Consider the following 21,352-nt stretch of genomic DNA (forward strand, 5'->3'; position numbering starts at 1 on the left):
CGAAAGCCGGAGGACCTCCGGCTGCCAGCGGAGGCGGCCCGCCGGCCGCAACCGGCGGAGGCCCGGCCATGGGGGGCGGCGGAGGAAACTGCGCGAAGGCTGCATGTGGCGACAGCGTCACGGCTGCGAGCGTTGCAGTGAGGGACAGTATCAGGAGTTTCTTGCGGGACATGGTCTTTCCTCTTGGCAAAACTGCGTTTCGAGAACGGGCTCGGGTTTGGGTACGGATATCCGCTCCGACGCAGCCGCATCATCGTGAGACGGCACCGCGGGCTCATGCGTGGACGAGTGATCGCTGTGATCAGGGTGAATGCGGAACCACGCCACATACAGCGCCGGCAGGAACAGCAGCGTCAGCAGCGTGCCGACAATGATGCCGCCCATCATCGCATAAGCCATCGGGCCCCAGAAGATCTCGCGCGCGATCGGAATCAGCGCGAGACTTGCCGCGGCCGCGGTCAGCAGGATCGGCCGCATGCGATGCTCGGTCGCTTCCACAACGACATCCCAGGCCGCGCGCCCCTCCTTCCTCAAATCCTCGATCTGGACGATCAGGATCACGGAGTTGCGCACCAGGATGCCGATCAGGGCGAGCACGCCGAGGATGGCCACGAAGCCAAGCGGGGCACCGCTCGGCAGGAGCGCCATGACCACGCCGATGACGGCGAGCGGCGCAACGGCGAACACCAGAAACAAGCGATGGAAGCTCTGCAACTGGATCATCAGCACCGTGGCCATGACGAAGAGCATGAGCGGAACGACGGCCATGATCGGCGCCTGGCTCTTGGCGCTCTCCTCCACGGAGCCGCCGATCATCACCGAATAGCCGGCCGGTAGCGCTTTGCTGAACTCCGCCACCTTCGGCGCGAGCTGGTCCACGATCGTCTTGGGCTGCACGTTGCCGACGATGCCGGCCTTCAACGTGATGGTGGGGATCCGTGCGCGCCGCCAGATCGTCGGCTGCTCGAGCTCGTACCGCAGATTGGCGACGGCTCCGAGCGGCACGGATTGACCGCCGAGCCCCGTCAACTGCAAATCGCGCAGCGTGTTGATGGAAGCACGTTCCGGCGCGGTTGCACGTCCGGTGACATTGACGAGATAGATGCTGTCGCGCACCTGCGTGATCGGTGTGCCCTCGAGCACGGAGTTCAAGGTCGTGGCAATGTCCTCCGAGGTCACGCCGAGCTGGCGCGCCTTGTCCTGGAGAACGTCGACCTTGACGACGCGGGCCGGCTCCATCCAGTCGAACACGACATTGCCGAGATCGGAGTTGCTTCGAACGATGCCGGCAAGCTTCTGCGAGAGATCTCGCACCTTCGCGATGTCGGGCCCACTCAAGCGATACTGCACGGGACGACCCACCGGCGGTCCGACTTCGAGCAGCTTGACGTAGGTGTCGGTCCCCGGGAACGTCTTCTTCAGGTAGTCCTCGAACTGTGCCTTGACCTGGTCGCGCGCCTTGATGCCGCCCTTGGTCACGACCACCATCTGGCCGAACCAGGTGTTGGCGGTCTGCACGTCGAAGGACAGGACGAAACGCGGCGAGCCGGTGCCGACATAGGTTGACCAGTGATCGACCGAATTGTTGCCCTGAAGCTGTTCGCGTTCGAAGCGCGCCATCTGCGCATTGGAGTCGGCGATCGACGCGTTCTGCGGCAGGTTCCAGTCGATCACCAGCTCGGCGCGATCGGACGACGGGAAGAACTGCTGCTGCACGAAGTTCATGCCGAACAGCGCCAGCAGAAAGGCCGCAACCGTGACGCCGATCGTCATCCAGCGATAATGCATGCAGAAGAGCAAGAGACGCGCGAACAGCTGCGCTACGCGCCCCTTCTCTTCATGATGGCCCTTTATTTTTGCGGGCAGGATGGTGACGCCGAGCAACGGCGTGAACAGCACCGCCACGATCCAGGAGACGATCAGGGAAACCGCGATGACAACGAACAGCGTGAAGGTAAACTCACCCGCATTGCTGTTGTTGAGCCCGATCGGAATAAAGCCGGCGACGGTCACCAGCGTGCCCGTCAGCATGGGAAAGGCGGTCGAGGTATAGACGTGGGTTGCCGCCTTTTCGAGGGGATCTCCGACTTCGAGGCGCGCTACCATCATTTCGACCGCAATCATGGCGTCATCGACCAGGAGGCCGAGCGCGATGATCAAGGCGCCAAGCGAGATTCGCTGAAGCGAAATGCCGGCATAGGCCATCACGACGAAGGTGATGGCGAGAACCAGAGGAATCGCAATCGCGACGACGAGTCCGGCGCGCATGCCCAGGCTGAGAAAGCTGATGCCGAGGACGATGATCACGGCCTCGAACAGCGCCTCGGTGAAGCCGGACACGGCATGCTCGACCACGATGGGTTGATCGGCGACGAGTTGAACGCCGACCCCGACCGGCAAGTCGGCCGTGATTTTCGACATCTCCTCCTTCAGCGCCTCGCCGAAGTGCAGCAGATTTGCGCCGGACTTCATGCCGATGGCAAGCGCGATCGCCGGCTCGCCATTGTACCTGAACAAGGTCCTGGCAGGGTCGGCATATCCGCGCGTGATGGTGGCGACGTCGGTCAGCGGGAAGAAGCGATCGTTGATGCGCAGATTGACTGCCTTCAGGCTTGCCTCCGACGTGAACTGGCCATTCACTCGCACACTGATCCGCTCGGGCCCTTCCTGGAACACGCCGGACGGCGTGACCGCGTTCTGCCCCTGCAGAGACGCCATGATGGAGTGGACGTCGAGACCGAGGGCTGCGATCTTGCGGGTGGAGAATTCGAGATAAATGACCTCGTCCTGCGCGCCCAGGATGTCGACCTTGCCGACATCGGGCACGGTCAGGACCTTGGCTCGGATGTCCTCGACCTCATCGCGCAGCTGTCGTTGGCTCAGCCCGTCGCTGGTGAACGCATAAATGTTGCCGAACACATCGCCGAAGCGGTCGTTGAAGCCGGGCCCGATCACCCCTTGCGGGAAGTCGCCCTTGATATCCGCGATCATGTTGCGGACGCGACCCCATGTCGGCTTGACGTCGGCAGCCATTGTGGCGTCGCGCAGATAAACGAAGACGGTGGTCTGGCCCGCAACCGTCACGCTCTTGGTGTAGTCGAGCGATTCCAGCTCCTCCAGCTTCTTCTCGATCCGGTCGGCGACCTGGCGTGTCATCTCTTCAGGCGAGGCGCCCGGCCACTGCGCCTGGATCACCATGGTTTTGATGGTGAAGTCAGGATCTTCCTGCCGTCCCAGCTGAAGGTACGCAAAAAGGCCCGCCGCCATGAAGGCGATCATGAAATACCAGACGAGCGAACGATGGCCGAGCGCCCAGTCGGAAAGGTTGAACGGTTTCATGGCATTTCATCCTGTGCAATGCGGACTTGCTGTCCTTGCTTGAGGCTGTGGATCCCCGCGGTGACGACGCGTGTGCCGGGAGCGAGCCCGCCGGTGACGCGCGCGCCGGTTTGGTCTGCGGCCACATCGATCCTGTGCAGCGAGACCGTGTTGGCGGGCTGATCGACGATCCAGACAAAATTTGCGCCGTCCTTGGCGAGCAGCGCCGAGCTGGGCAGGCGCAATATCCCGCCTTGGCTCTTGTCAAGTTTCGCGGTGACAGTCGCGCCGAGGCGGAATCCTTCGGGCGGATTACTGAGCGCAATGCGGACCCGCCTCAATCGCGTCACCGGATCGGCTTGCGGCGCGATCTCGCGAACGCTCCCTTGCACCTGAACGGAGGGCAAGAGCTGCAGGCTGACCGTGAATGGCAGGCCGACCTCCAGCGGCAACGGAAAGTCCTGTCCGATGTCGACGACAGCTTCGCGAATATCGGGTCTTGCGATCGTCACCACGCTTTGGCCGGGAGATACCACCTGGCCGACTTCTGCCCCCACTGCGGTGACCACACCGGCGAAATCGGCCTTGATCTGCGAATAGCCGAGCTGCTCGACCGCCTTGGTCAGATTTGCCTGTTCGCGAGCCACGGTTGCTTCGGCGCCGGCACGCGCCTGCTCGGCGTTGTCCAACGTCTGCTTTGTGGTCGCGTCGGCCGTGATGAGCGTTCGCTGCCGTTCCTCCGTCGCTCTCACGGTCGCGAACTGCGCCTCGGCCTTGGCAAGCTGCCCTTTGGCGGCGCGAACGGCGAGCTCAAGGGCCGTGGGGTCGACGACGCCCACCGTCTGTCCTTCATTCACGAGATCACCGACATAGACAGGTCGCGTGGTCAGGCGCCCCAGTACGCGGAAACCGAGATTTGTCTTGTAGCGTGGCTCGACGACGCCCACCGCCACCGCATCGTCTGCGCGGTCCGCTTCGAGAAGCACCGATTGGACCGGCCGCACGGGCTCGGGCGCCTTTGTCTCCCGCTGACATCCGGCAAGTGCCAACGCACATGCAAGTGGGCCCGCCACGATCATTGCGCGGCTCGTCATGAGCGGTCTCCTTCATAAGTCACGGACTGGCCCACGCTCAAAAGCTTGCCGCCGTCGACGACGACGCGCTCGCCCGGCTCGAGGCCCGCTTTGATCAATACTTCTCCGGCCTCGTAGCCGCTCACTGTTACCGGCTTCAGCGAGGCTGTCCGCGTCGCCGGATCGACGGTCCAGACCGCCGGCCTGGTATCCGCCGCCATCAATGCACGCCAGGGCAATGCGATCTGCCGCTCGGCCTTTACTTTCACAGTTCCCGCGACGGGGCTTCCAAGCGTCATTGCGGCAGGCGGATCCTCGATGGCCACCTTGACCCGAATGGTCGAACTCTTGGCGTCGACGGCCGGCGAAACCTCCCGAACTTGGCCGCCTGCGGTCACGCCCGCATCGGAGACGAGCGCCAACGAAACGTCGCGGCTATCGGCATTGCTGAGGAAAATGGACTCATAAACGTCAAAGACGGCGTCTCGCTCCCCATCCTGCGCCAGCGAAAATACGGGTTGCGCAGCCTGTACGACTTGACCGGTTTCCAGATTGCGCGCGGTGACGACGCCGTCCGCTCCGGCTCGCAGCGCGGTATAGCCGAGGGCGTCCTTTGAGGTTCCAAGCTGCGCTGTTGCCGCTTCGAGCGCGCCTTCCGCGGTGCGCAATCCCTCCTGCGCCTGGTCGTAGGCCGTGCGCGTGGTGAAGCCGCGTGCGATCAGCGCCTTCTGCCGATCGAAAGTCGCCTTTGCCACACGCAGCTGCGATTCTGCGGCGAGAACAGCGGCGGTCGCGGCATCGACATCGGCCTCCTGTTCGGCCGGGTCGAGAAGCGCCAGCACTTCGCCGGCCTTCACGTGGGTCCCGACATCGGCATAACGCGCGAGGACACGCCCGCTGACGCGGAACGAGAGATCCGCCCGAAAGCGGGCCTGCACCTCGCCGGTCAAAGTGATCAAGGACTGCCGATCCTTGGGCTGCACGATTTCCGTGCGCACGAACGCGGCGCGCGCGGGGGGCATGGCGGCGTGATCATCGCAGCCGCCGAGCGCGCCGGCGACAAGCGCGAGCGCCAAGGCGCCGAGAGGCCTCAGACCGATCTTGGATTGGTTGAAATAGCGCGGTTTCATAGCGCGGCCACGCGGGGAGAGGGTGACAGCAGCCCGCCCAAGACGTCCGAGGCCCCGCTGAGCGAGACCGGTTCGCTCGGATGCGCTCGCAATAGATTTGGATCCGTTCGCATGGCGGCCGGACGCTCGATCTGATCCGAGAGGCCGGAGCTAGGGCCAGGCGCCACGGACGACCTGGCCTTCAGCCGACGTGGCGACCTCATGCGGCGCGTCGCCATCGACCAGCTCGCCTGCTGCTCCCGCTCGCTCAGGTGAAATGAGAAAATGACGGACGTGAACTCGGCGGCTATGCCGTGCTCGATCCGTCCGCCGAGCCCCTTGGCAAGATCATTGCTGATCTGGAGCTCCCGGCCCGGGGCCGCCCGCCCCGGCCGCGAGCCGTTATCCAGCACGACGCAGTTCGCGACCGAGCCAATGCGCGTCAGCTTGACTTTGATCTCGCCGGCGCGCGCGCCGAAATACGCATGCTTCGCTGCGTTTACAATCAGATCGTGGACGATCAGGCCAAGCCGCCCGCACCGCTCTGATTGAAGCGGGAGAGCCTCAGTTGCGAATGCCAGCCGGATCCCCATTCGATCCAACAAGGATTGGCGCATGGCGCAGCCCAGTCTGCGAACGTATGTCGCGGCGTCATTGAGGGCATCGCCCTGTGGCACCGCAAGCGCCCGATGCAACTCCGCATGTCCGTGGAGCAGCTCGACCACATCGCTCAAAGCGGCCTTTGCTTCCGCCCCGTCGGCCCGGATGGCCGCAGCCGCGACCAGATCGATCGCCAAGGCGATCCCTTTATCGACCCTGTGATGCAATTCGCGCAGCAGGATGCCGTCTTGTGGGCGGTACGGGTCCGGGCTCAACATGGTCACTGTGATCTCCTGAGGTGGACCGGACGATCGCGAGGCCAACGCACCTTGCGGCTTCGACCATCCGGGAGCCGTCGCAGGTCTTTGCCGACCCAGCGACGATTAAATAAACTATACCGTATATTTTCTTTTTCTTGCCTTTTCCCGCCGGGCGTGTCAAGTGCGATCTGCGTGCGCACAGACTCGTGATTGGGAGACCGACGGATGACAAAAAAGAGCAGCCCGAAACGGGGCAGACCAACGAAAGACCTGGCCGGTGACGTCCAGGCTCGGATCCTCGATGCAGCTCAGCAACTCTTTCTCGAGAAGGGCTACCGCAGCGCCAGCATCGATGACATCTCCGAGCTGGCGCCGGCGAGCAAGCCAACCATCTATGCTCATTTCCCCGGCAAGGACGCACTGTTCGCGGCGGTGGTGGCCCGCACCATCACTGGGCTGACGGATTTCGAAGGCTTCGAGCCTGAGGGCCGCACCCTTCAGGACAAGCTCTCAAGTCTCGGCACCGCGGTCGTGGAGAAGGTCATCGAAGAATCGTTGGGCATGGTTCGCGCCACGATTGCCGAGGCGCAGCGTTTCCCCGAATTGAGCCGCAACGTCCACGATGCCGCGCGCGATCGCTCCGTCAACGCCGTTTCCCAACTCTTGAATGAAGCGACGCAGAAGCTGGCGCGCTCTCCAAAAGGTCCCTTCACCGGGAAGCGAAGCCTTGCCACCGCTCAGATCTTTCTGGATCTGATCCTGTTGCCGATGCTGTTTCGTTCGTTGGTGGGAGAAACACCGAAGGAGCTGAGACGGGAATTGCCGTCTTTCGTGCGCGAACGGGTCGGCTTTTTCCTTGCGGCCTGTGAGGCGGACTGGACGCCGTGAGCCGGCAACCCGTCGAGCGCTAGGTTCGACAGGCGGGCTTGTAAAGCAAATCGACCCGGATGCCGGTCACTTGAGAGGACGCCGCGTTAACGGACGCTGCGTTGCTGAGCGCTTCGGCGCAAAAGCTCATCATCTCGCCGAAGGCCGGCCGAAGAGCATGCGCTTTGATGCGCGACGGATTGAGGTATGCATCCATCGCATCGAGCAGGCAGCAAGCGAGCACCATCGGGCTCCCTGCTCGAAATTCGCCGCTCGCCTGCCCAGCCGCGATGATCGACTGCACGAGACCGCGGACCCCGTCGGCGTGGGACAGGGCGATCGGCCAATTCGCCTGTCCTGCGGCAACCACCAATTCGTGCAGCCTGAGATCGTGTGTCAGCCTGTGTTCATGTCGCTGGGAGATCGTGATGAGAGTCGCGCTCAGGCGGTCCAGGCCGGAGCCGCCACGGCGAGGTGCACTTGCGGCTGCCGCCGACACCTCATCAAGCAATTCTGCCACCACTGCCTCTTCGAGCGCCTGGCGGGAAGGATAGAACCGGTAGAGGTTTGCCGGGGACATGGACGCGCCGCGGGCGACGTCGGCAACCGTCGTCTTCCGATAGCCGATGGCCCGGTACAGCCGAATGGCAGCCTGCACAATTCTTTCGTGGGTGCACGACGATCCAACCTGACGGGTAGTCTGTGCCTGGAGCACGTTCGGCCTCAACGTGACGGGGACGCCTGCATTTCACGCCGGCAGGCCTCGCCGAATTCACGCAACGGATCCATCTCCTCCAAGAAGCCCGGCAGGTCGACGAACGATGTGTTCGGCGCAAGGTAAGTCTCGATGATCAGCCGCCCTGCCCGCTCCGCGGCATGGACAACCTCATCATTGGACAGGATCCGCATGCGCCCGATCAGCGCATACAAATTCACCAATGCCGGGATCTCGGATTTGTCGCTGGTCAGCGCGTCCGCATAAAGCCGGGACGCCTCCTCGATGAAGCATCGATACAGCTTTTCACGCTTGGAGACCGCGTGGGCATGATGGCGCTCACGGACCCTGCGGCGACGGGTCACCCATCCCGTCACGATCGTGGAAATCGCTCCGAAGGCAGAGCCCCCGAACGCGGCGAAAGCGGGAAAATAGATCGTGTTCATGCGATCATTCCTCATCTTTTGTGCCACGATACCGGTGCGACCCCACGGTCTTGACCGAAGCAGCGGCCGCTGCGTGCTCGAAGACGGCTCCGCAAGCTTCGCTCAGCTCTGACTTTTTCTGCCTGAGACAGGCTTCCACATTCGTGGCGTCGGGGATGTAGCCGGCGCACAGGCGAAACGCGTCAGGCGCGCATGCCGCCCTCTGCTCGGCTGTGCCGCGGTCCTCCTGCGCGAAAGCAGCCTCGGCGCCCAGCGCAACGAACACCAGGACTGCGAGCACCAGTCGGTTCTTGAACATATCGAATCCCTTCTCAAGTTGAGGCACTGCTGTCCGAAGGGGGAATCCCGGCCTCATTCCGAAGTCCCCATCGTCCAACCAGGACGAACACGGGCTTGTGAGTCTCAGCTCTTGACACATCCCGCGATCCGCGCTGTATATGAAATATACGGTGTAGTTTATTTAGGAGGTCGAAGATGTCAAGCCTGTTCTTGGCGCTGGTACGGGAAAATCCCTGGCCGGGGATTGCCGTCGCGTCGCTCAATCTGATCGTGGCCGTGTCGCTCGTGGGCGTGAGCCTACTGCTGGGTCTCACCATCTCGGTGCTCGCCTGGGTGCACGCGCTCGCCGATCGCGAGCCCGCCCCGGTACGGCACGCGGCCAGCCCACGGAGCTTCGCATGACCGCGGCACTGCTGCTCGCTCGCGGTTGCATCATCTATTCGGTCAACGTCTGGCTCGCGCCAGTCGAATGCATGTTCGACATGATCGAATTGGAACTCGTCCGCAGAGGCATCGCGCTTGAAGGGGTCGAGCACCCTTCCCCCTCCGCCGCCTGAGCATCCTGGAATTTCGACATGCTCAACTTCATCGAAGTGTTCGACATCATGCACGTGGAGCCGGCCACCGGCGCTTCAGTGTGGACCGGACTCACCGGCACGCGAACGGCCCTCGAACGCGACGGGCACCTGATCGACCCGAAGGCGATGGCCTATTGCCCGGCCGACTGGATCGACGAGCGCGGCTATCTCGATGCCGAACTCGCGCGCCGGCATCCCCGCCCCTGGGGCATCTGACGGTGAGACGAAATCAGTCCATGTCCAGGAGCCGGCTGCCGTGAGCAGGAAATCTGCGCTGTCGAGACACGCGAACAGTCTTGTCGAACCCGAGCTTCCGTTGCGGGCCTATTTTCTGTCGGTTGGAGGAGCGCTGCTCCTGCTGCTGCTCGCCGCCGATTGGGTGCTGCCCGCACCTTTGCCGAGCCGGCTCACGGACTCGCATTCCGCGCTGCCGCCGATCCGCATCCACACAGAGCTGAAAGGACCGGAAGCGGTCATCATCGATACCATCGGGTTCGGACTGCTCCCGATGCCCCCTGAACACGATATCGCTGTGGCTCCATCGCAGCTGGCTGGAACCTGAGGTCGCCAACGCCGCTGTGATTATCAGTGACAGTAGCCCAGCGCCGACGACTGATCTGCGCCTCCGCGAAAGCCTGGCACGGTTGCAGTCCCCCGTTCACGATCAAGCAAGCAAAGCCACGAGGCCACGTGATGTCGCGGCACGACAGCGCACCCTCGCTCAGGCACGCCCCGGAAAGCGGCGGCGATCCGCTCGACATCCGGGTTTCGAAACCAGCCGCGGCGGCTGCGTTTCATTGAGTCGTGAGCACGGTCCTTGCCGGTACGCTCTCGTGCCGAACTAGGTCACTGTTCATGTTTTTGGATGAAAACCACAGGATTCACGCGATGTCCAAGAAGCACCTGTTTGCCCTGATCGTTTTTTCGGCTGCCCTTGCTGGCACGGGAGCTATGGCCGATGTCACGCAGGCTCCTGCCGATGCAGAACAGCACACCGCGGCCGCGCAGGGTAATGCCGACGAAGCAGCTATTCGCCGTGTGCTCGAACAATTCAGCACCACGAAGGTACCACTCGGCCAGGCAATGGCGATCGCGGAGCGGCTGCATGACGGCTCGAGGACCGCAGACGTCAGTTTCGAGATATCGGGCCCGCCGGTCTATCGCGTGCGCACGGTCAAGAATGAGCGGATCTTTGAAAATGTCATAGATGCGAACACCGGAAGCGTATCGCAAGCGGAAATTGCGTCATCGCTGAAGGAACTCGATCGAGAGGACCTGGCCAACATCATCGCCCTGAAGTGGATCAAGCAGGAACTGTCGGACGCGGTGCGGGTCGCCGAAAAGGCCGCGGCGGGAAACGCACTCGCCGGTGGGCTGGTGAAGCAGGACGGCAAACTCAACTTCGTGGTCGTCGTCGCCAGTGGTGATCGCTTGAAGGAGGTGATGCTCGAGCCGCCCAAGGTCGGACAGCGATCAACTCAGCACTAACCGACAACGGGCTGATCTGCCGCTGAAGCACGATCTCGTGAGTTGCTTGATCGATGCGCACGTATATACACTATACCGTATAGTTTGTTTTTTGTCGAGAGCCTTCGCACGACGTCAGCCTCGATCAACAACACCCGAGAGCAAGCCAAGTCATGAACTTCCAGCCTCGCCCCCATCTGCCGGCCGCCCACCGGCGGCTACCATTCGATTGCATTGCCCTGCTGCTGCAGGGCGGCGGCGCTCTGGGGGCCTACCAGGCGGGCGTCTATGAGGCGCTCGCCGAAGCCGGCATCCATCCAGATTGGGTGGCCGGCATTTCGATCGGCGCAATCAACGCCGCGATCATCGCAGGCAACCCGCCGGAGTCCCGTGTTGACCGGCTCCGCGATTTCTGGACGCAAGTGACTTCCACTGCGCCCTGGGATTGGTCCGGAAATCCACTTCTCGATAGGCGCAACGACAATGCACGCAATGTCCTCAACCAGATGAGCGCCGGCCTTGCCGCGGCATGCGGCGCAAACGGATTTTTCTCGGCGCGCCCCCTCATGCCCTGGTTACATTCCGGCGGAACGACCGAGGCGACCAGCTTCTACGACACAAGTGCGTTGAAGAGCACGCTGGAGCGCCTGGTCGACTTCGATCGTCTCAACGAGGGAATGACGCGCTTCAGTGCAGGTGCGGTCAACGTAAGAACGGGCAATTTCGTCTATTTCGACAACAGCACCCATACGATCCTGCCGGAGCACATCATGGCGAGCGGCGCGCTGCCGCCGGGCTTTCCCGCGGTGGAGATCGAGGGCGAGCATTACTGGGACGGCGGCCTGGTGTCCAATACGCCGCTGCAATGGGTGATCGACTGGGGTGCGCCGCAGGACATGCTGGCCTTTCAGGTCGATCTCTGGAGCGCGAAAGGTCAGCTCCCGGGCAACATGGCCGAGGTCGTCACGCGTCAAAAGGAGGTTCAATATTCGAGCCGCACGCGCGCAAGCACCGATCAGTTCAAGCGTGTGCAGCGCCTGCGACGTGCGCTCACCGCCCTGTTGGGCCGGCTTCCGGAAGAGCTTCAGGAACATGACGACGTGAAGCTCCTCAGCACCGCGGTCTCTCACAACGTCTACAACATCGTCCACCTGATTTATCGCGCACGCAATCACGAAGGGCACTCGAAGGACTACGAGTTCTCCCGGCTTTCGATGCAGGATCACTGGCGCGCCGGTTACCACGATGCACTCCGCACGCTGCGACATCCCGAGGTGCTCACACGCCCCGCCAGCGCGGACGGCGTTTTTACATTCGACCTGGAGAACGATGGTCGCGAATAGGTCCGGCCGTCATGGCCGCTGCAGGGAGAACCAAATGCGTGAGAGTGAAGTACGAAAGCGTGCCTTTGCAATGCCGCTTACCAGCCCGGCCTATACGCCAGGACCGTATCGGTTTGTCGACCGCGAATACCTGATCATCACCTATCGCACCGACCCGGCAAAGCTGCGCGCCGTGGTGCCTGAACCACTGGAGCTCGATGCACGCGAAGCGCTCGTCAAATATGAATTCATCCGCATGCCGGATTCGAACGGCTTTGGCGACTACACCGAAAGTGGCCAGGTCATCCCGGTCTCCTTCCGAGGGCGCAAGGGCGGGTACACGCACTGCATGTTCCTCAACGACGAAGGCCCGATTGCAGGCGGGCGCGAACTCTGGGGCTTTCCGAAAAAGCTGGCCCAGCCGACATTACGAACCGAAATCGACACCCTGATCGGCACGCTGGACTACGGCCCCTTGCGGGTTGCAACGGGTACGATGGGCTACAAGCACCGGGAGGCCGACCTTTGCCAGGTCAAGGCCGCGCTGAGCGAGCCGAATTTCCTGCTCAAGATCATCCCGCATGTCGACGGCAGCCCGCGGATCTGCGAGCTCGTCGAATACCATCTTGAGCAGATTGCGCTGAAGGGGGCCTGGACCGGGCCCGCGGCCCTCTCGCTGACGCCGCATGCCTTGGCACCGGTGGCCGATCTGCCGGTGCTCGAAATCGTCTCCGCAACTCACATCCGTGCGGATCTCACGCTCGGCCTCGGCAGAGTGGCCCATGACTATCTGCAGGAACCAAGCCGACGTGCGTTCCGGGCCTCGGAGCGAAGTTTGGTCACCTGACCAAGCTCCACGCAACAAGCACCCCCGTGAGCTTCAACCCAACATACAGAACAAGCGAATTGAGATGACTATTCTGAAAGGCAAAACGGCAGTCGTGACCGGCTCGACCAGCGGCATCGGCCTTGCGTGCGCGCGTGCATTCGCAGGCGCCGGCGCCAACATCGTGCTCAACGGCATGGGCGCTCCGGCGGATGTCGAGAAGGAGCGCTCCGCAATCGAGAGCGAATTTTCGGTCCAGGCGATCTATTCGCCCGCGGACATGGCGAAGCCGAAAGAAGTAGTCGACCTGATCGCGCTCGGCGAAAGCACCTTCGGCAGCGTTGACGTTCTCATCAACAACGCCGGCATCCAGCACGTCTCTCCCATTGAAGAATTTCCGGTCGAGAAGTGGGATGCGATCATCGCGATCAACCTGTCCGCCGCATTCCACGCCATCCGAGCAGCAGTGCCCGGCATGAAGAGGCGCGGCTGGGGCCGCATCATCACCACGGCCTCGGCTCATTCGCAGGTCGCCTCCCCCTTCAAGTCGGCCTATGTCGCTGCCAAGCATGGCATCGCGGGCCTCACAAAGACGGCAGCGCTGGAGCTTGCCCGGTCGAAGATCACCTGCAACTGCATCAGCCCGGGTTACGTCTGGACCCCGCTGGTGGAGAGGCAGATCCCGAACACGATGAAGGCGCGCAACTTGAGGAGAGATGAGGTCATCAGTGACATCCTGCTCGCAGCGCAGCCCACGAAAGAGTTCGTCACGGCCGAGCAGGTCGCCTCGCTCGCGCTGTTCCTGTGCAGCGACGACGCCGCGCAGATCACCGGCGCCAATCTCGCCATCGATGGCGGCTGGACGGCCGCATAGGGCTGCCTGTCCTGCATCGGAGGCCGCCAACCTGAAGCCAGCACCAGCGGCCGCTCGTCCCCGCACCCGTAGCTCCCGCGCCCTGGCGAGTCGTTTCTCGCGCACGTCGGCCAAGTTCACGTGCCCTGCTCCGCTTCTGAGCGTCTGCTAACACTGGCTCTCGCAAGCTTTTTCTTGATCTTCCGGTGCACATGTCGTGCACGCGCCGCGTCCTAACCAATTGAAACACTTGAACTCTCGCTCCAGTCCAACATTGGACACATCGCGGCGCCTTCCCGGTCGCCATCTCTTGAGGCCCGGGCTCGGGCCGCAAGACCGTTTTTGCTGCAACGGTAGCAATTCAGGCGGGCGAACTGCCTAATCTATGGAGCGAGGCCGCGCCCCACAGCATCGAGTGCTGGTGGGTCACATTTTCCAAAAGGACCGTTTGAAAAATCAGTTGCTCAAACGGTCTTGCTGGCTAAGTCGTTGATTTGGTGGGCGCACCAGGGCTCGAACCTGGGACCCGCTGATTAAGAGTCAGCTGCTCTACCAACTGAGCTATGCGCCCGAAAGGCGGCTAGTGCCTTGCGAGGTCGGTCGTTTAGCAAAGCGATCCGGGTCTGGCAAGCGATGCAATGAAGGTTTTTCCACAGTCCCCAGAAAGCGAAAAGCCGCTGGATTCCAGCGGCTTCTCCAGGGTCAATCGTCGCAAAATCCAGTCCCGTTCAGAGCCGGCCCTCGCGATCCCGGCCCTCGCCGCCGTCGCGGTCGAAACGGTCACGATGGAAGTGCTCCATGCCGCGCTCCATCATGCGGTCCATGCCGCGTTCCATGAAGTGGCGGTGCGGGCCGTCTTCGCCGCCGCCGAACGGGCCGCGGTGGCGGGTCAGCACGGCGAGGCGCCGCTTCTGGCCCTCGTCCAGGGTCTTGTAGAGCGGGTCGGCGGCATCGGCGATCTTCTTCAGGGCCGCCGAGGTCGCGCCCATGTCCTCGGCGCGCTGGCGCAGGCGGGCGACCGGATCCTCCGGCCTGTCGGCGTCCTTGTCGGCATCGCCGGGGCCGGCATTCATCCGCGCATTGGCGCGGTCGATGCGCAGCTTGGCGAATTCGCGCACCGCAGCCTCGACCGGCGGCCACAGCTTCTCCTGGTCGGCGTTGAGCTTCAGCCCGGCATGGACGGCGGCGATCCGCGCGTCGACAAAAGCGGCGCGGTCCTCCGGGTTCATGCGGATGTGGCGGATGTGCTCCATCCACGGACGATGATATTGGGCATAGACCGCGCCCGAGCCGGCGATGCTGAGCACGGCGATGGCGGCAATGGTGAACTTCCTCATCCGGACCTCCTCTGGAAGGATGTCCCTGAAGATGGGCCCGACGCGGCTGACCCGCAACTTACAACTTGGACAGGAAGCGCGCCCTTACCAGGACTGTAACGCCCGATTTTACCTCCAGCCGCAATCGGACATCATTCGCAACAAAAAGGCTTCCGTGCAGACCGCACGGAAGCCTTCGTTCATCGTTCGAAACGATCAGTTCGTCGCGCTCAATTCGTGGTGCTCTTGGCTTCCTTGAGGAATTCGTCGATCAGCGGCTGGCCGATGCGGCCTGCGGCGTCCTTGTAGACCGGCTCCATCGCCTTGCGCATCGCCTCGTCCTGCGCGCCGGTGAGCTTGATGATCTCGCTCTTGCCGCTCTTCTTGATCTCGGCGAGCGCGTCGTCGTTTTCCTTCTGCGACTGCGCGTTGCTGAAGTCGGTCGCTTCCTTCATCGCCTTGGTGAGCTGCTCGCGGATGTCGGCCGGCAGATCGTCCCAGAACTTCTTGTTCACGATCACGACGTAGCCGATGTAGCCGTGATTGGTCTCGGTGATGTACTTCTGCACCTCGTGCATCTTCTGGGTATAGATGTTCGACCAGGTGTTCTCCTGGCCGTCGACCACGCCAGTCTGGAGCGCCTGGTAGACTTCCGAGAACGCCATCACCTGCGGCAGCGAGCTGAGCGCCTTGAACTGGGCCTGCAGCACGCGCGAGGACTGGATGCGGAACTTGACGCCCTGATAGTCGACGGGCGCGATCAGCTTCTTGTTGGCGCTCATCTGCTTGAAGCCGTTGTCCCAATAGGCAAGGCCGGTGATGCCCTTGGCATCCAGCAGCTTGAGAAGCCGCGTGCCGAGCGGGCCTTCCGTCACCTTCCGCAGCGTCTTCAGGTCGGGCAGGATGTAGGGCAGATCGAACACCTCGAACTCGCGAATGCCGAGCGGTCCGAACTTGGAGTTCGACGGCGCCAGCATCTGCACGCTGCCGAGCTGAAGCGCCTCGAGCTCTTCCTTGTCCTTGTACAGCGTCGAGTTCGGGTAGACCTCGACCTTGACCTTTCCGCCGGTGTACTTCTCGGCGAGCTCCTTGAACTTCTCCGCCCCCTTGCCCTTCGGCGTGTCGGTGGCGACGACGTGGCTGAACTTGATGATGATCGGCGATTGCGCCGATGCCGGCCCGGCAAGTCCGAGTGCCAGTGCCGCGATGGACGCGGCGATCGCGAAGGTGCGCATAATCTCTCCCTGTTATTATCTAAGCCGCCCGCGCGCGGGCGGCCAATCCTTTTGCCGACAGCATCAATAGCGGCTGGGAGACGCAGCCGCTATTGGCCGTTAGCAGGGCAGGTATTCATCATAAATACCGTCATTCCGGGATGGTCCGAAGGACCAGACCCGGAATCTCGAGATTCCGGGTTCGATGCTCTCGCATCGCCCCGGAATGACGAACTATGTTCGTCAGCTCGCCGCCGCGGTCGTCACGGTGTCGCGCTGGCGCTTCATGACGATCTTGTTGAGCGCGCCGAGATAGGCTTTGGCGGAAGCCACCAGCGTATCCGGATCCGCCGCGCGCGCCGTCATCGCACGCCCCTCCTGCGACAGCCGCACCGAGACTTCCGCCTGCGCGTCGGTGCCTTCGGTCACCGCGTGGACCTGATACAGCTCCAGCTTGGCCTCGTGCGGGACCAGGCGCTTGATGCAGTTGAACACCGCATCGACCGGACCGTTGCCCTCGGCTTCCTCGATCTTGATCTGGCCGTCGACGTCCAGCTTCATGGTCGCGCGCTGCGGACCGTGGGTGCCGGCGATCACGGTCAGCGAGGTCAGCTTGATGCGGTCGTGGGACGCTGCCATCTCCTCGTCGACCAGCGCCTCGATGTCCTCGTCGTAGATGTCCTTCTTGCGGTCGGCCAGCGCCTTCATCCGCGTGAACGCATCTTCCAGCTGGTTCGGGCCGAGCTTGTAGCCCATCTCCTCCAGCTTGTGCACGAAGGCATGGCGGCCGGAGTGCTTGCCGAGCACCAGCGAGGACTGCTTCAGGCCGACCATTTCGGGCCGCATGATCTCGTAAGTCGAGGCGTCCTTCAGCACGCCGTCCTGGTGGATGCCGCTCTCATGCGCGAACGCGTTCCGGCCGACGATCGCCTTGTTGTACTGGACGGGAAACGAGGTCGCCGCCGAGACCACCTTGGAGGCCCGGGTGAGCTGGGTGGTGTCGATCTTGTTCCAGTACGGGAATTTGTCGTTGCGGACATTGATCGCCATCACGATCTCTTCGAGCGCCGCGTTGCCGGCGCGCTCGCCGATACCGTTGATGGTGCACTCGACCTGGCGCGCGCCGCCGACGACGCCGGCCAGCGAGTTCGCGACCGCCATGCCGAGGTCGTTATGGCAGTGCACGGAGAACACGGCCTTGTCCGAGTTCGGCACGCGCTCGATCAGCGTTTTCATGAAGTGGGTGTATTCCTCCGGCACCGTGTAGCCGACGGTGTCGGGGATATTCACCGTGGTCGCACCGGCCTTGATGACGGCTTCGACGATCCGGCACAGGTAGTCCATCTCGCTGCGGGTGCCGTCCTCGGCCGACCATTCGACGTCGTCGATCTGGTTGCGGGCGCGGGCGACCATGGCGACCGAGGTCTCCAGCACTTCTTCCGGCGTCTTGTTCAACTTCACCCGCATGTGCAACGGCGAGGTCGCGATCACAGTGTGGACGCGGCCGCGCTTGGCGAACTTCACCGCTTCGGCGCAGCGGTCGATGTCGGCCGGATGGGCGCGGGACAGGCCGGCGATGACGGCATTCTTCGAGCGGCGGGCGATCTCGCTCACAGCTTCGAAGTCACCCTGCGAGGTAATCGGGAAGCCGGCTTCGATGACGTCGACCCCCATATCGTCCAGCAACTCGGCGACCTCGAGCTTCTCCTCGAAGGTCATGGTGGCGCCGGGGCACTGCTCGCCGTCGCGCAAGGTGGTGTCGAAAATGATGACGCGGTCCTTGTCGGACTTGTTCGCGGGGGCCATTGCAAATTTCCTTTTGAGCTTTTGCGCCGTCAGTCTGCTGGGCGCTTGAGGTGTCCGGTGATCTCGACCAACCCCTGAGTGCCCAGGCGCGTCGCGCCCAGCCGGCCCTCAGGGGCAAGTAAGAAGGAGGCCGCCAATAAGGAGGGTGGGCAGCAGCGCGGCCGGGATCGTGGCGGCGGCCAGAGCCACCTCCTCCGAAATCCCATCAATTTGGCCGCGAATCAGCATTGCCAGACCCTTTTGAGCCCCAAATCCTCGGTCAAAACCGTTGACGGTTGGTTGCCGGGAGGCTCAGTGACCCGTTTCTAGACGAGAAATAGCAGCAACTGCAACGCCAAAAGATGGTCAGGGGACCTGACCTGGCTGCAGGGTCTCGTGTCCCGGCTCTGCGCTGCAACGCGAAGCGTTGCTGCGCAGAGCCGGGACCCAGTCGGCGGCACGGCACAACGCGGATAGATGGGCCCCGGCTCTGCAGCGCACCACTTCGTGCTGCGCTGCGTCCGGGGCACGAGAGCGGAGTGTGGCGCACGCTTTCTCCACACCGTCATCTGCGATGCTCTGGTGCACATCCCAGCGGCAGTGCCGTAGGGTGGGCAAAGGCGCACAGCGCCGTGCCCACCAATTCAATCGCGGTGCGAGGATGGTGGGCACGCTGCGCTTTGCCCACCCTACGAGATCGAGATTGTGGCACACAGCTCAAGTCGCGGACACGCCTTCGCGTCCTCGCGGCGGATTTCGCCCGAGCTTTGCTTGGTCTCTCCACCCTCCAATCCAAGAGGGCGCAGGGAAGGCCGGGTGCTGGCTCGCACCCGCGGTCCGCTGCGCGAAAAGCGCACGCAGAAAGAACCGCACAGCAGCATACAGGTGGTGCCGATCACTCGGCCTTCCCTGCGCAGTGGCTGGACGGCTTATGCCGTGATCTCCCGGGAGCCGAACTTTCCTTCTGGCCTCCCTCGCCCCGCGAATTGGATGATGCAGTCTGCCCGGTTGGGCTCGCTCGCACCTTCGCAGGACTTGACCGTAGCAACGACGGCCAGGACCACACGGTTTTGCCGTACGCACGGCCCGCCATTTCGCCGCAGTTTTCCCGGGCCCCGTCGACGGAGCCGGAAACTTACAGACGAGACGAAGCCTAGCAGCGCCGCTCGTCCGCACGAAGCCTCGGGCTCACAGGGACTACCCGCCCTGCCCGCGCCTCTCGTGCCGACGCTGCCGCGTCCACCGCAAGCCCGGCTCGCGATGCGTGACGACACATGATCGCCCCTCTTGGTGAGCCGGGATGGGCAACACATACGCCGAAACCGAATTTCGGTAAAGTGGAATATTTCTGCGCGCGTGGATTGACAGAGGGCGACACAGGCTCGGTCGCGAAGCCCGGATGGAGCGCCAGCGTAATCCGGGACGGTGCGAATGCCGGACGAGCGGCCCCGGATTACGCTTTCGCTTCATCGGGGCTACTGGCACTTCCGAACTTCGCCCTATCCCGCTCGGCGGGCGCGGGCCCTGCTTTCCCAGCGGTTCAGCATCTGGCCGAGCTCGCCGGTGACCACGGGGATGGCCGTGATGGCGCTGGGGATCTCGTTGGTGTTGGCGGGCGCGTTGGCGGGAAGCCAATCCGGCTCGGTATATTCGCGCCAGCGGCGCGCTTCGGCGCGTCTTTTGTTGGAGATGAATTCACGCGTGAAATAGCCGGCCGCGAACGCGATTCCCAGCAACACGATCAATACGATGACGCCAGCCACAATCAACTCCGTCCATCGCCCCCGGAGGGGTTCTGCGTGGCAATCGGCGCAAAATCAAGGCTTGAACTTCGCCGAACGGGCGGCCTGCCGCGCTTTGCCGCAAGCAAATTTTTGCCTCGATCCGCGGAACATTTTCGCGCCTTGCAAACGGCACAAGGCGGACGCGGAGTGCATCCGAATATGACAGGATTGAGGCCCGCGCGAATCCGATTCCACCCCTCGCAACCGGCGCCGGACCGCATTAACCTCCGGTTGCTCGGCCGGATCAACCGGCCAGCGAACATCATTGGGAGGACGCGATGACACGCCAAGAGGCTCGTGACCACACGGCTCGTGACCACGAGCAGCGTGACCAGGATGCTGCGCTTTCACGACGAACGCTTGTCCGGGGGCTTGCGCTTGGCGCCGCAGCCACGGTCGCCGGCCCCGCGCTGGCCCAGACCGGACCCGCCGCACCGCCGACCACCATCACCACCCCGCCGCGCGATTTCGGCCCCCACGGCGCCCCGACCACTTATTTCTGGGACCCCGACATCATCGCGGTCGATCCCTCCTTCAACGATCTCGCGCAGCCCAACACCGCGATCAAGCGTCTTTATACCGGCGTGCTGTGGGCGGAGGGCCCGGCGTGGAGCGCGCAAGGAAGGTATCTGCTCTGGAGCGACATTCCCAACAACCGCCAGATGCGCTGGAGCGAGGACGACGGCCGCGTCAGCGTGTTTCGCACGCCGTCCAACAATTCCAACGGCAACTCCTTCGACTTCCAGGGCCGCCAGCTATCCTGCGAGCACCTGACTCGCCGGGTGACGCGCTATGAGCACGACGGCACCGCCACCGTGCTCTGCGACAATTACAACGGCAAGAAGCTGAACTCGCCGAACGACGTCGTCGCGCATCCCGACGGCAGTTACTGGTTCACCGATCCACCCTATGGCGGTCAGCTCTACGAAGGCGAGCCGGATGCGGCGGGCGGTCCGAGCAATGCGGGCGGCAAGCTCAATCCGCGGATCGGACAGCCGGCCGGTTTCCAGCCAGGCAAGCGCGAGCTGCCGACCAATTGCTATCGCATCGACCCCTCCGGCCGCATCGATCTCGTCGTCACCGAGGAGCAGGTCCCCGATCCGAACGGACTGTGCTTCTCGCCTGATTACAAGAAGCTTTACGTCGCCTCGACCGGCAAAGGGCCAGGCGATACCGGCCCCGGCGGCAAGGGCGAGATCTTCGTGTTCGATGTCGGCGGGGACAACAAGCTCTCCAACCTCAAGAAGTTCAGCGATTGCGTGGTCGACGGCGTGAAGTGCGGGCCGGACGGCGTGCGCTGCGACGTCAACGGCAATGTCTGGGCTTCCAGCAATGCCGGCCGCGCCGTCGGCTACAGCGGTGTGACGGTGTGGTCGCCGGAGGGCAAGCTGCTCGGCCGCATCCGCCTGCCGGAGGTGTGCGGCAACATCACCTTCGGCGGCCCCAAGCGCAACCGCCTGTTCATGGCCGCGAGCCAGTCGCTCTACGCGGTGTTCACGGCGACGCAAGGCGCAGGGCCCGGCTGAGCGAAGAGTGCACC

Annotated in this window: 21 protein-coding genes and 1 tRNA gene; 10 read left to right on the forward strand and 12 right to left on the reverse strand. The window is 63.2% G+C overall.

Annotated elements, in window-relative coordinates:
• Positions 1-150: 150 nt before the first annotated feature.
• From XI03_RS31815 to XI03_RS31830, 4 genes are read right to left on the reverse strand one after another with little or no spacing between them, the layout of a single operon-like run.
• Positions 151-3,339, reverse strand: coding sequence for an efflux RND transporter permease subunit (locus XI03_RS31815; RefSeq protein ID WP_271594310.1), 3,189 nt, complete (start codon positions 3,337-3,339; stop codon positions 151-153).
• The gene (locus tag XI03_RS31820; protein WP_271594311.1) at positions 3,336-4,412 is read right to left on the reverse strand and encodes an efflux RND transporter periplasmic adaptor subunit; all 1,077 of its coding nucleotides are present in this window, start codon (positions 4,410-4,412) and stop codon (positions 3,336-3,338) included. The genes XI03_RS31815 and XI03_RS31820 overlap by 4 nt, the downstream gene beginning before the upstream one ends.
• Positions 4,409-5,521 carry an efflux RND transporter periplasmic adaptor subunit gene (locus XI03_RS31825; RefSeq protein WP_271594312.1) on the reverse strand — a complete coding sequence of 371 codons (1,113 nt, stop codon included), beginning with the start codon at positions 5,519-5,521 and terminating at the stop codon, positions 4,409-4,411. The genes XI03_RS31820 and XI03_RS31825 overlap by 4 nt, the downstream gene beginning before the upstream one ends.
• Positions 5,518-6,378 (reverse strand): sensor histidine kinase, encoded by an 861-nt coding sequence (locus tag XI03_RS31830; RefSeq protein ID WP_271594320.1) that lies wholly within the window; start codon positions 6,376-6,378, stop codon positions 5,518-5,520. The genes XI03_RS31825 and XI03_RS31830 overlap by 4 nt, the downstream gene beginning before the upstream one ends.
• A 207-nt stretch (positions 6,379-6,585) precedes the next feature.
• On the opposite strand from XI03_RS31830, the gene XI03_RS31835 reads away from it, so the two are divergent.
• Entirely contained in the window at positions 6,586-7,248 is a 663-nt protein-coding gene (locus tag XI03_RS31835) for a TetR/AcrR family transcriptional regulator (RefSeq protein WP_038951224.1), read from the forward strand.
• A 19-nt stretch (positions 7,249-7,267) separates the two neighbouring features.
• Here the strand turns inward: XI03_RS31835 and XI03_RS31840 are convergent, their stop codons facing one another.
• The 3 genes from XI03_RS31840 to XI03_RS31850 form a co-directional block, all read right to left on the reverse strand.
• Entirely contained in the window at positions 7,268-7,885 is a 618-nt protein-coding gene (locus XI03_RS31840; RefSeq protein ID WP_245448875.1) for a TetR/AcrR family transcriptional regulator, read from the reverse strand.
• A gap of 65 nt (positions 7,886-7,950) precedes the next feature.
• Complete coding sequence (locus tag XI03_RS31845; RefSeq protein ID WP_050995754.1) at positions 7,951-8,388, reverse strand: hypothetical protein; 438 nt, start codon at positions 8,386-8,388, stop codon at positions 7,951-7,953.
• A 4-nt stretch (positions 8,389-8,392) separates the two neighbouring features.
• A complete protein-coding gene (locus XI03_RS31850) occupies positions 8,393-8,686 on the reverse strand; it encodes a hypothetical protein (protein WP_038973600.1) in 294 nt (97 codons plus the stop codon).
• Positions 8,687-8,862: 176 nt separating this feature from the next.
• On the opposite strand from XI03_RS31850, the gene XI03_RS31855 reads away from it, so the two are divergent.
• The 8 genes from XI03_RS31855 to XI03_RS31890 all read left to right on the forward strand — a co-directional run bounded on the left by XI03_RS31855 (position 8,863) and on the right by XI03_RS31890 (position 13,734).
• Positions 8,863-9,069, forward strand: coding sequence for a hypothetical protein (locus tag XI03_RS31855; RefSeq protein WP_038951219.1), 207 nt, complete (start codon positions 8,863-8,865; stop codon positions 9,067-9,069).
• A complete protein-coding gene (locus XI03_RS31860; RefSeq protein ID WP_167456562.1) occupies positions 9,066-9,224 on the forward strand; it encodes a hypothetical protein in 159 nt (52 codons plus the stop codon). Before XI03_RS31855 ends, XI03_RS31860 begins: the two co-directional genes overlap by 4 nt.
• An 18-nt stretch (positions 9,225-9,242) precedes the next feature.
• The gene (locus XI03_RS31865; protein ID WP_038951218.1) at positions 9,243-9,461 is read left to right on the forward strand and encodes a hypothetical protein; all 219 of its coding nucleotides are present in this window, start codon (positions 9,243-9,245) and stop codon (positions 9,459-9,461) included.
• A gap of 40 nt (positions 9,462-9,501) precedes the next feature.
• Positions 9,502-9,807, forward strand: a complete 306-nt coding sequence (locus XI03_RS31870) for a hypothetical protein (RefSeq protein ID WP_271594313.1) — start codon at positions 9,502-9,504, stop codon at positions 9,805-9,807.
• A 326-nt stretch (positions 9,808-10,133) separates the two neighbouring features.
• On the forward strand, positions 10,134-10,733 hold the full coding sequence (locus XI03_RS31875; protein ID WP_095425546.1) for a PepSY domain-containing protein: 600 nt from the start codon (positions 10,134-10,136) through the stop codon (positions 10,731-10,733).
• Between the two features lie 152 nt (positions 10,734-10,885).
• A complete protein-coding gene (locus XI03_RS31880) occupies positions 10,886-12,055 on the forward strand; it encodes a DUF3734 domain-containing protein (protein WP_271594314.1) in 1,170 nt (389 codons plus the stop codon).
• Between the two features lie 34 nt (positions 12,056-12,089).
• A complete protein-coding gene (locus XI03_RS31885; RefSeq protein ID WP_038973596.1) occupies positions 12,090-12,881 on the forward strand; it encodes an acetoacetate decarboxylase in 792 nt (263 codons plus the stop codon).
• A gap of 64 nt (positions 12,882-12,945) precedes the next feature.
• Complete coding sequence (locus XI03_RS31890) at positions 12,946-13,734, forward strand: 3-hydroxybutyrate dehydrogenase (RefSeq protein WP_271594315.1); 789 nt, start codon at positions 12,946-12,948, stop codon at positions 13,732-13,734.
• 474 nt (positions 13,735-14,208) lie between these two features.
• On the opposite strand, the gene XI03_RS31895 is transcribed toward XI03_RS31890, so the two are convergent.
• The 5 genes from XI03_RS31895 to XI03_RS31915 all read right to left on the reverse strand — a co-directional run bounded on the left by XI03_RS31895 (position 14,209) and on the right by XI03_RS31915 (position 19,791).
• Positions 14,209-14,284 (reverse strand) — tRNA-Lys (locus XI03_RS31895).
• A gap of 157 nt (positions 14,285-14,441) precedes the next feature.
• Complete coding sequence (locus tag XI03_RS31900) at positions 14,442-15,050, reverse strand: Spy/CpxP family protein refolding chaperone (RefSeq protein WP_271594316.1); 609 nt, start codon at positions 15,048-15,050, stop codon at positions 14,442-14,444.
• A gap of 209 nt (positions 15,051-15,259) precedes the next feature.
• On the reverse strand, positions 15,260-16,264 hold the full coding sequence (locus XI03_RS31905; RefSeq protein WP_038951210.1) for a TRAP transporter substrate-binding protein: 1,005 nt from the start codon (positions 16,262-16,264) through the stop codon (positions 15,260-15,262).
• A 222-nt stretch (positions 16,265-16,486) separates the two neighbouring features.
• Entirely contained in the window at positions 16,487-18,049 is a 1,563-nt protein-coding gene (locus XI03_RS31910; RefSeq protein ID WP_038951209.1) for a 2-isopropylmalate synthase, read from the reverse strand.
• A 1,478-nt stretch (positions 18,050-19,527) separates the two neighbouring features.
• The gene (locus XI03_RS31915; protein ID WP_038971177.1) at positions 19,528-19,791 is read right to left on the reverse strand and encodes a hypothetical protein; all 264 of its coding nucleotides are present in this window, start codon (positions 19,789-19,791) and stop codon (positions 19,528-19,530) included.
• Positions 19,792-20,090: 299 nt separating this feature from the next.
• Between XI03_RS31915 and XI03_RS31920 the strand changes: the two genes are divergently transcribed.
• Positions 20,091-21,338, forward strand: a complete 1,248-nt coding sequence (locus tag XI03_RS31920) for an SMP-30/gluconolactonase/LRE family protein (protein ID WP_038971174.1) — start codon at positions 20,091-20,093, stop codon at positions 21,336-21,338.
• Positions 21,339-21,352 lie beyond the last annotated feature (14 nt).

The organism is Bradyrhizobium sp. CCBAU 65884 (assembly GCF_028128835.1).
GTDB lineage: Bacteria > Pseudomonadota > Alphaproteobacteria > Rhizobiales > Xanthobacteraceae > Bradyrhizobium > Bradyrhizobium ottawaense.

What these genes read in the sequence shown, in the direction of transcription:
- XI03_RS31845 (WP_050995754.1), bottom strand. Translation starts at nt 8,388, where the DNA reads ATGAACACGATCTATTTTCCCGCTTTCGCCGCGTTCGGGGGCTCTGCC.
- XI03_RS31890 (WP_271594315.1), top strand. Translation starts at nt 12,946, where the DNA reads ATGACTATTCTGAAAGGCAAAACGGCAGTCGTGACCGGCTCGACCAGC.
- XI03_RS31865 (WP_038951218.1), top strand. Translation starts at nt 9,243, where the DNA reads ATGCTCAACTTCATCGAAGTGTTCGACATCATGCACGTGGAGCCGGCC.
- XI03_RS31855 (WP_038951219.1), top strand. Translation starts at nt 8,863, where the DNA reads ATGTCAAGCCTGTTCTTGGCGCTGGTACGGGAAAATCCCTGGCCGGGG.
- XI03_RS31815 (WP_271594310.1), bottom strand. Translation starts at nt 3,339, where the DNA reads ATGAAACCGTTCAACCTTTCCGACTGGGCGCTCGGCCATCGTTCGCTC.
- XI03_RS31835 (WP_038951224.1), top strand. Translation starts at nt 6,586, where the DNA reads ATGACAAAAAAGAGCAGCCCGAAACGGGGCAGACCAACGAAAGACCTG.
- XI03_RS31860 (WP_167456562.1), top strand. Translation starts at nt 9,066, where the DNA reads ATGACCGCGGCACTGCTGCTCGCTCGCGGTTGCATCATCTATTCGGTC.
- XI03_RS31885 (WP_038973596.1), top strand. Translation starts at nt 12,090, where the DNA reads ATGCGTGAGAGTGAAGTACGAAAGCGTGCCTTTGCAATGCCGCTTACC.
- XI03_RS31920 (WP_038971174.1), top strand. Translation starts at nt 20,091, where the DNA reads ATGACACGCCAAGAGGCTCGTGACCACACGGCTCGTGACCACGAGCAG.
- XI03_RS31825 (WP_271594312.1), bottom strand. Translation starts at nt 5,521, where the DNA reads ATGAAACCGCGCTATTTCAACCAATCCAAGATCGGTCTGAGGCCTCTC.
- XI03_RS31880 (WP_271594314.1), top strand. Translation starts at nt 10,886, where the DNA reads ATGAACTTCCAGCCTCGCCCCCATCTGCCGGCCGCCCACCGGCGGCTA.
- XI03_RS31850 (WP_038973600.1), bottom strand. Translation starts at nt 8,686, where the DNA reads ATGTTCAAGAACCGACTGGTGCTCGCAGTCCTGGTGTTCGTTGCGCTG.
- XI03_RS31900 (WP_271594316.1), bottom strand. Translation starts at nt 15,050, where the DNA reads ATGAGGAAGTTCACCATTGCCGCCATCGCCGTGCTCAGCATCGCCGGC.
- XI03_RS31875 (WP_095425546.1), top strand. Translation starts at nt 10,134, where the DNA reads ATGTCCAAGAAGCACCTGTTTGCCCTGATCGTTTTTTCGGCTGCCCTT.
- XI03_RS31910 (WP_038951209.1), bottom strand. Translation starts at nt 18,049, where the DNA reads ATGGCCCCCGCGAACAAGTCCGACAAGGACCGCGTCATCATTTTCGAC.
- XI03_RS31830 (WP_271594320.1), bottom strand. Translation starts at nt 6,378, where the DNA reads ATGTTGAGCCCGGACCCGTACCGCCCACAAGACGGCATCCTGCTGCGC.
- XI03_RS31905 (WP_038951210.1), bottom strand. Translation starts at nt 16,264, where the DNA reads ATGCGCACCTTCGCGATCGCCGCGTCCATCGCGGCACTGGCACTCGGA.
- XI03_RS31820 (WP_271594311.1), bottom strand. Translation starts at nt 4,412, where the DNA reads ATGACGAGCCGCGCAATGATCGTGGCGGGCCCACTTGCATGTGCGTTG.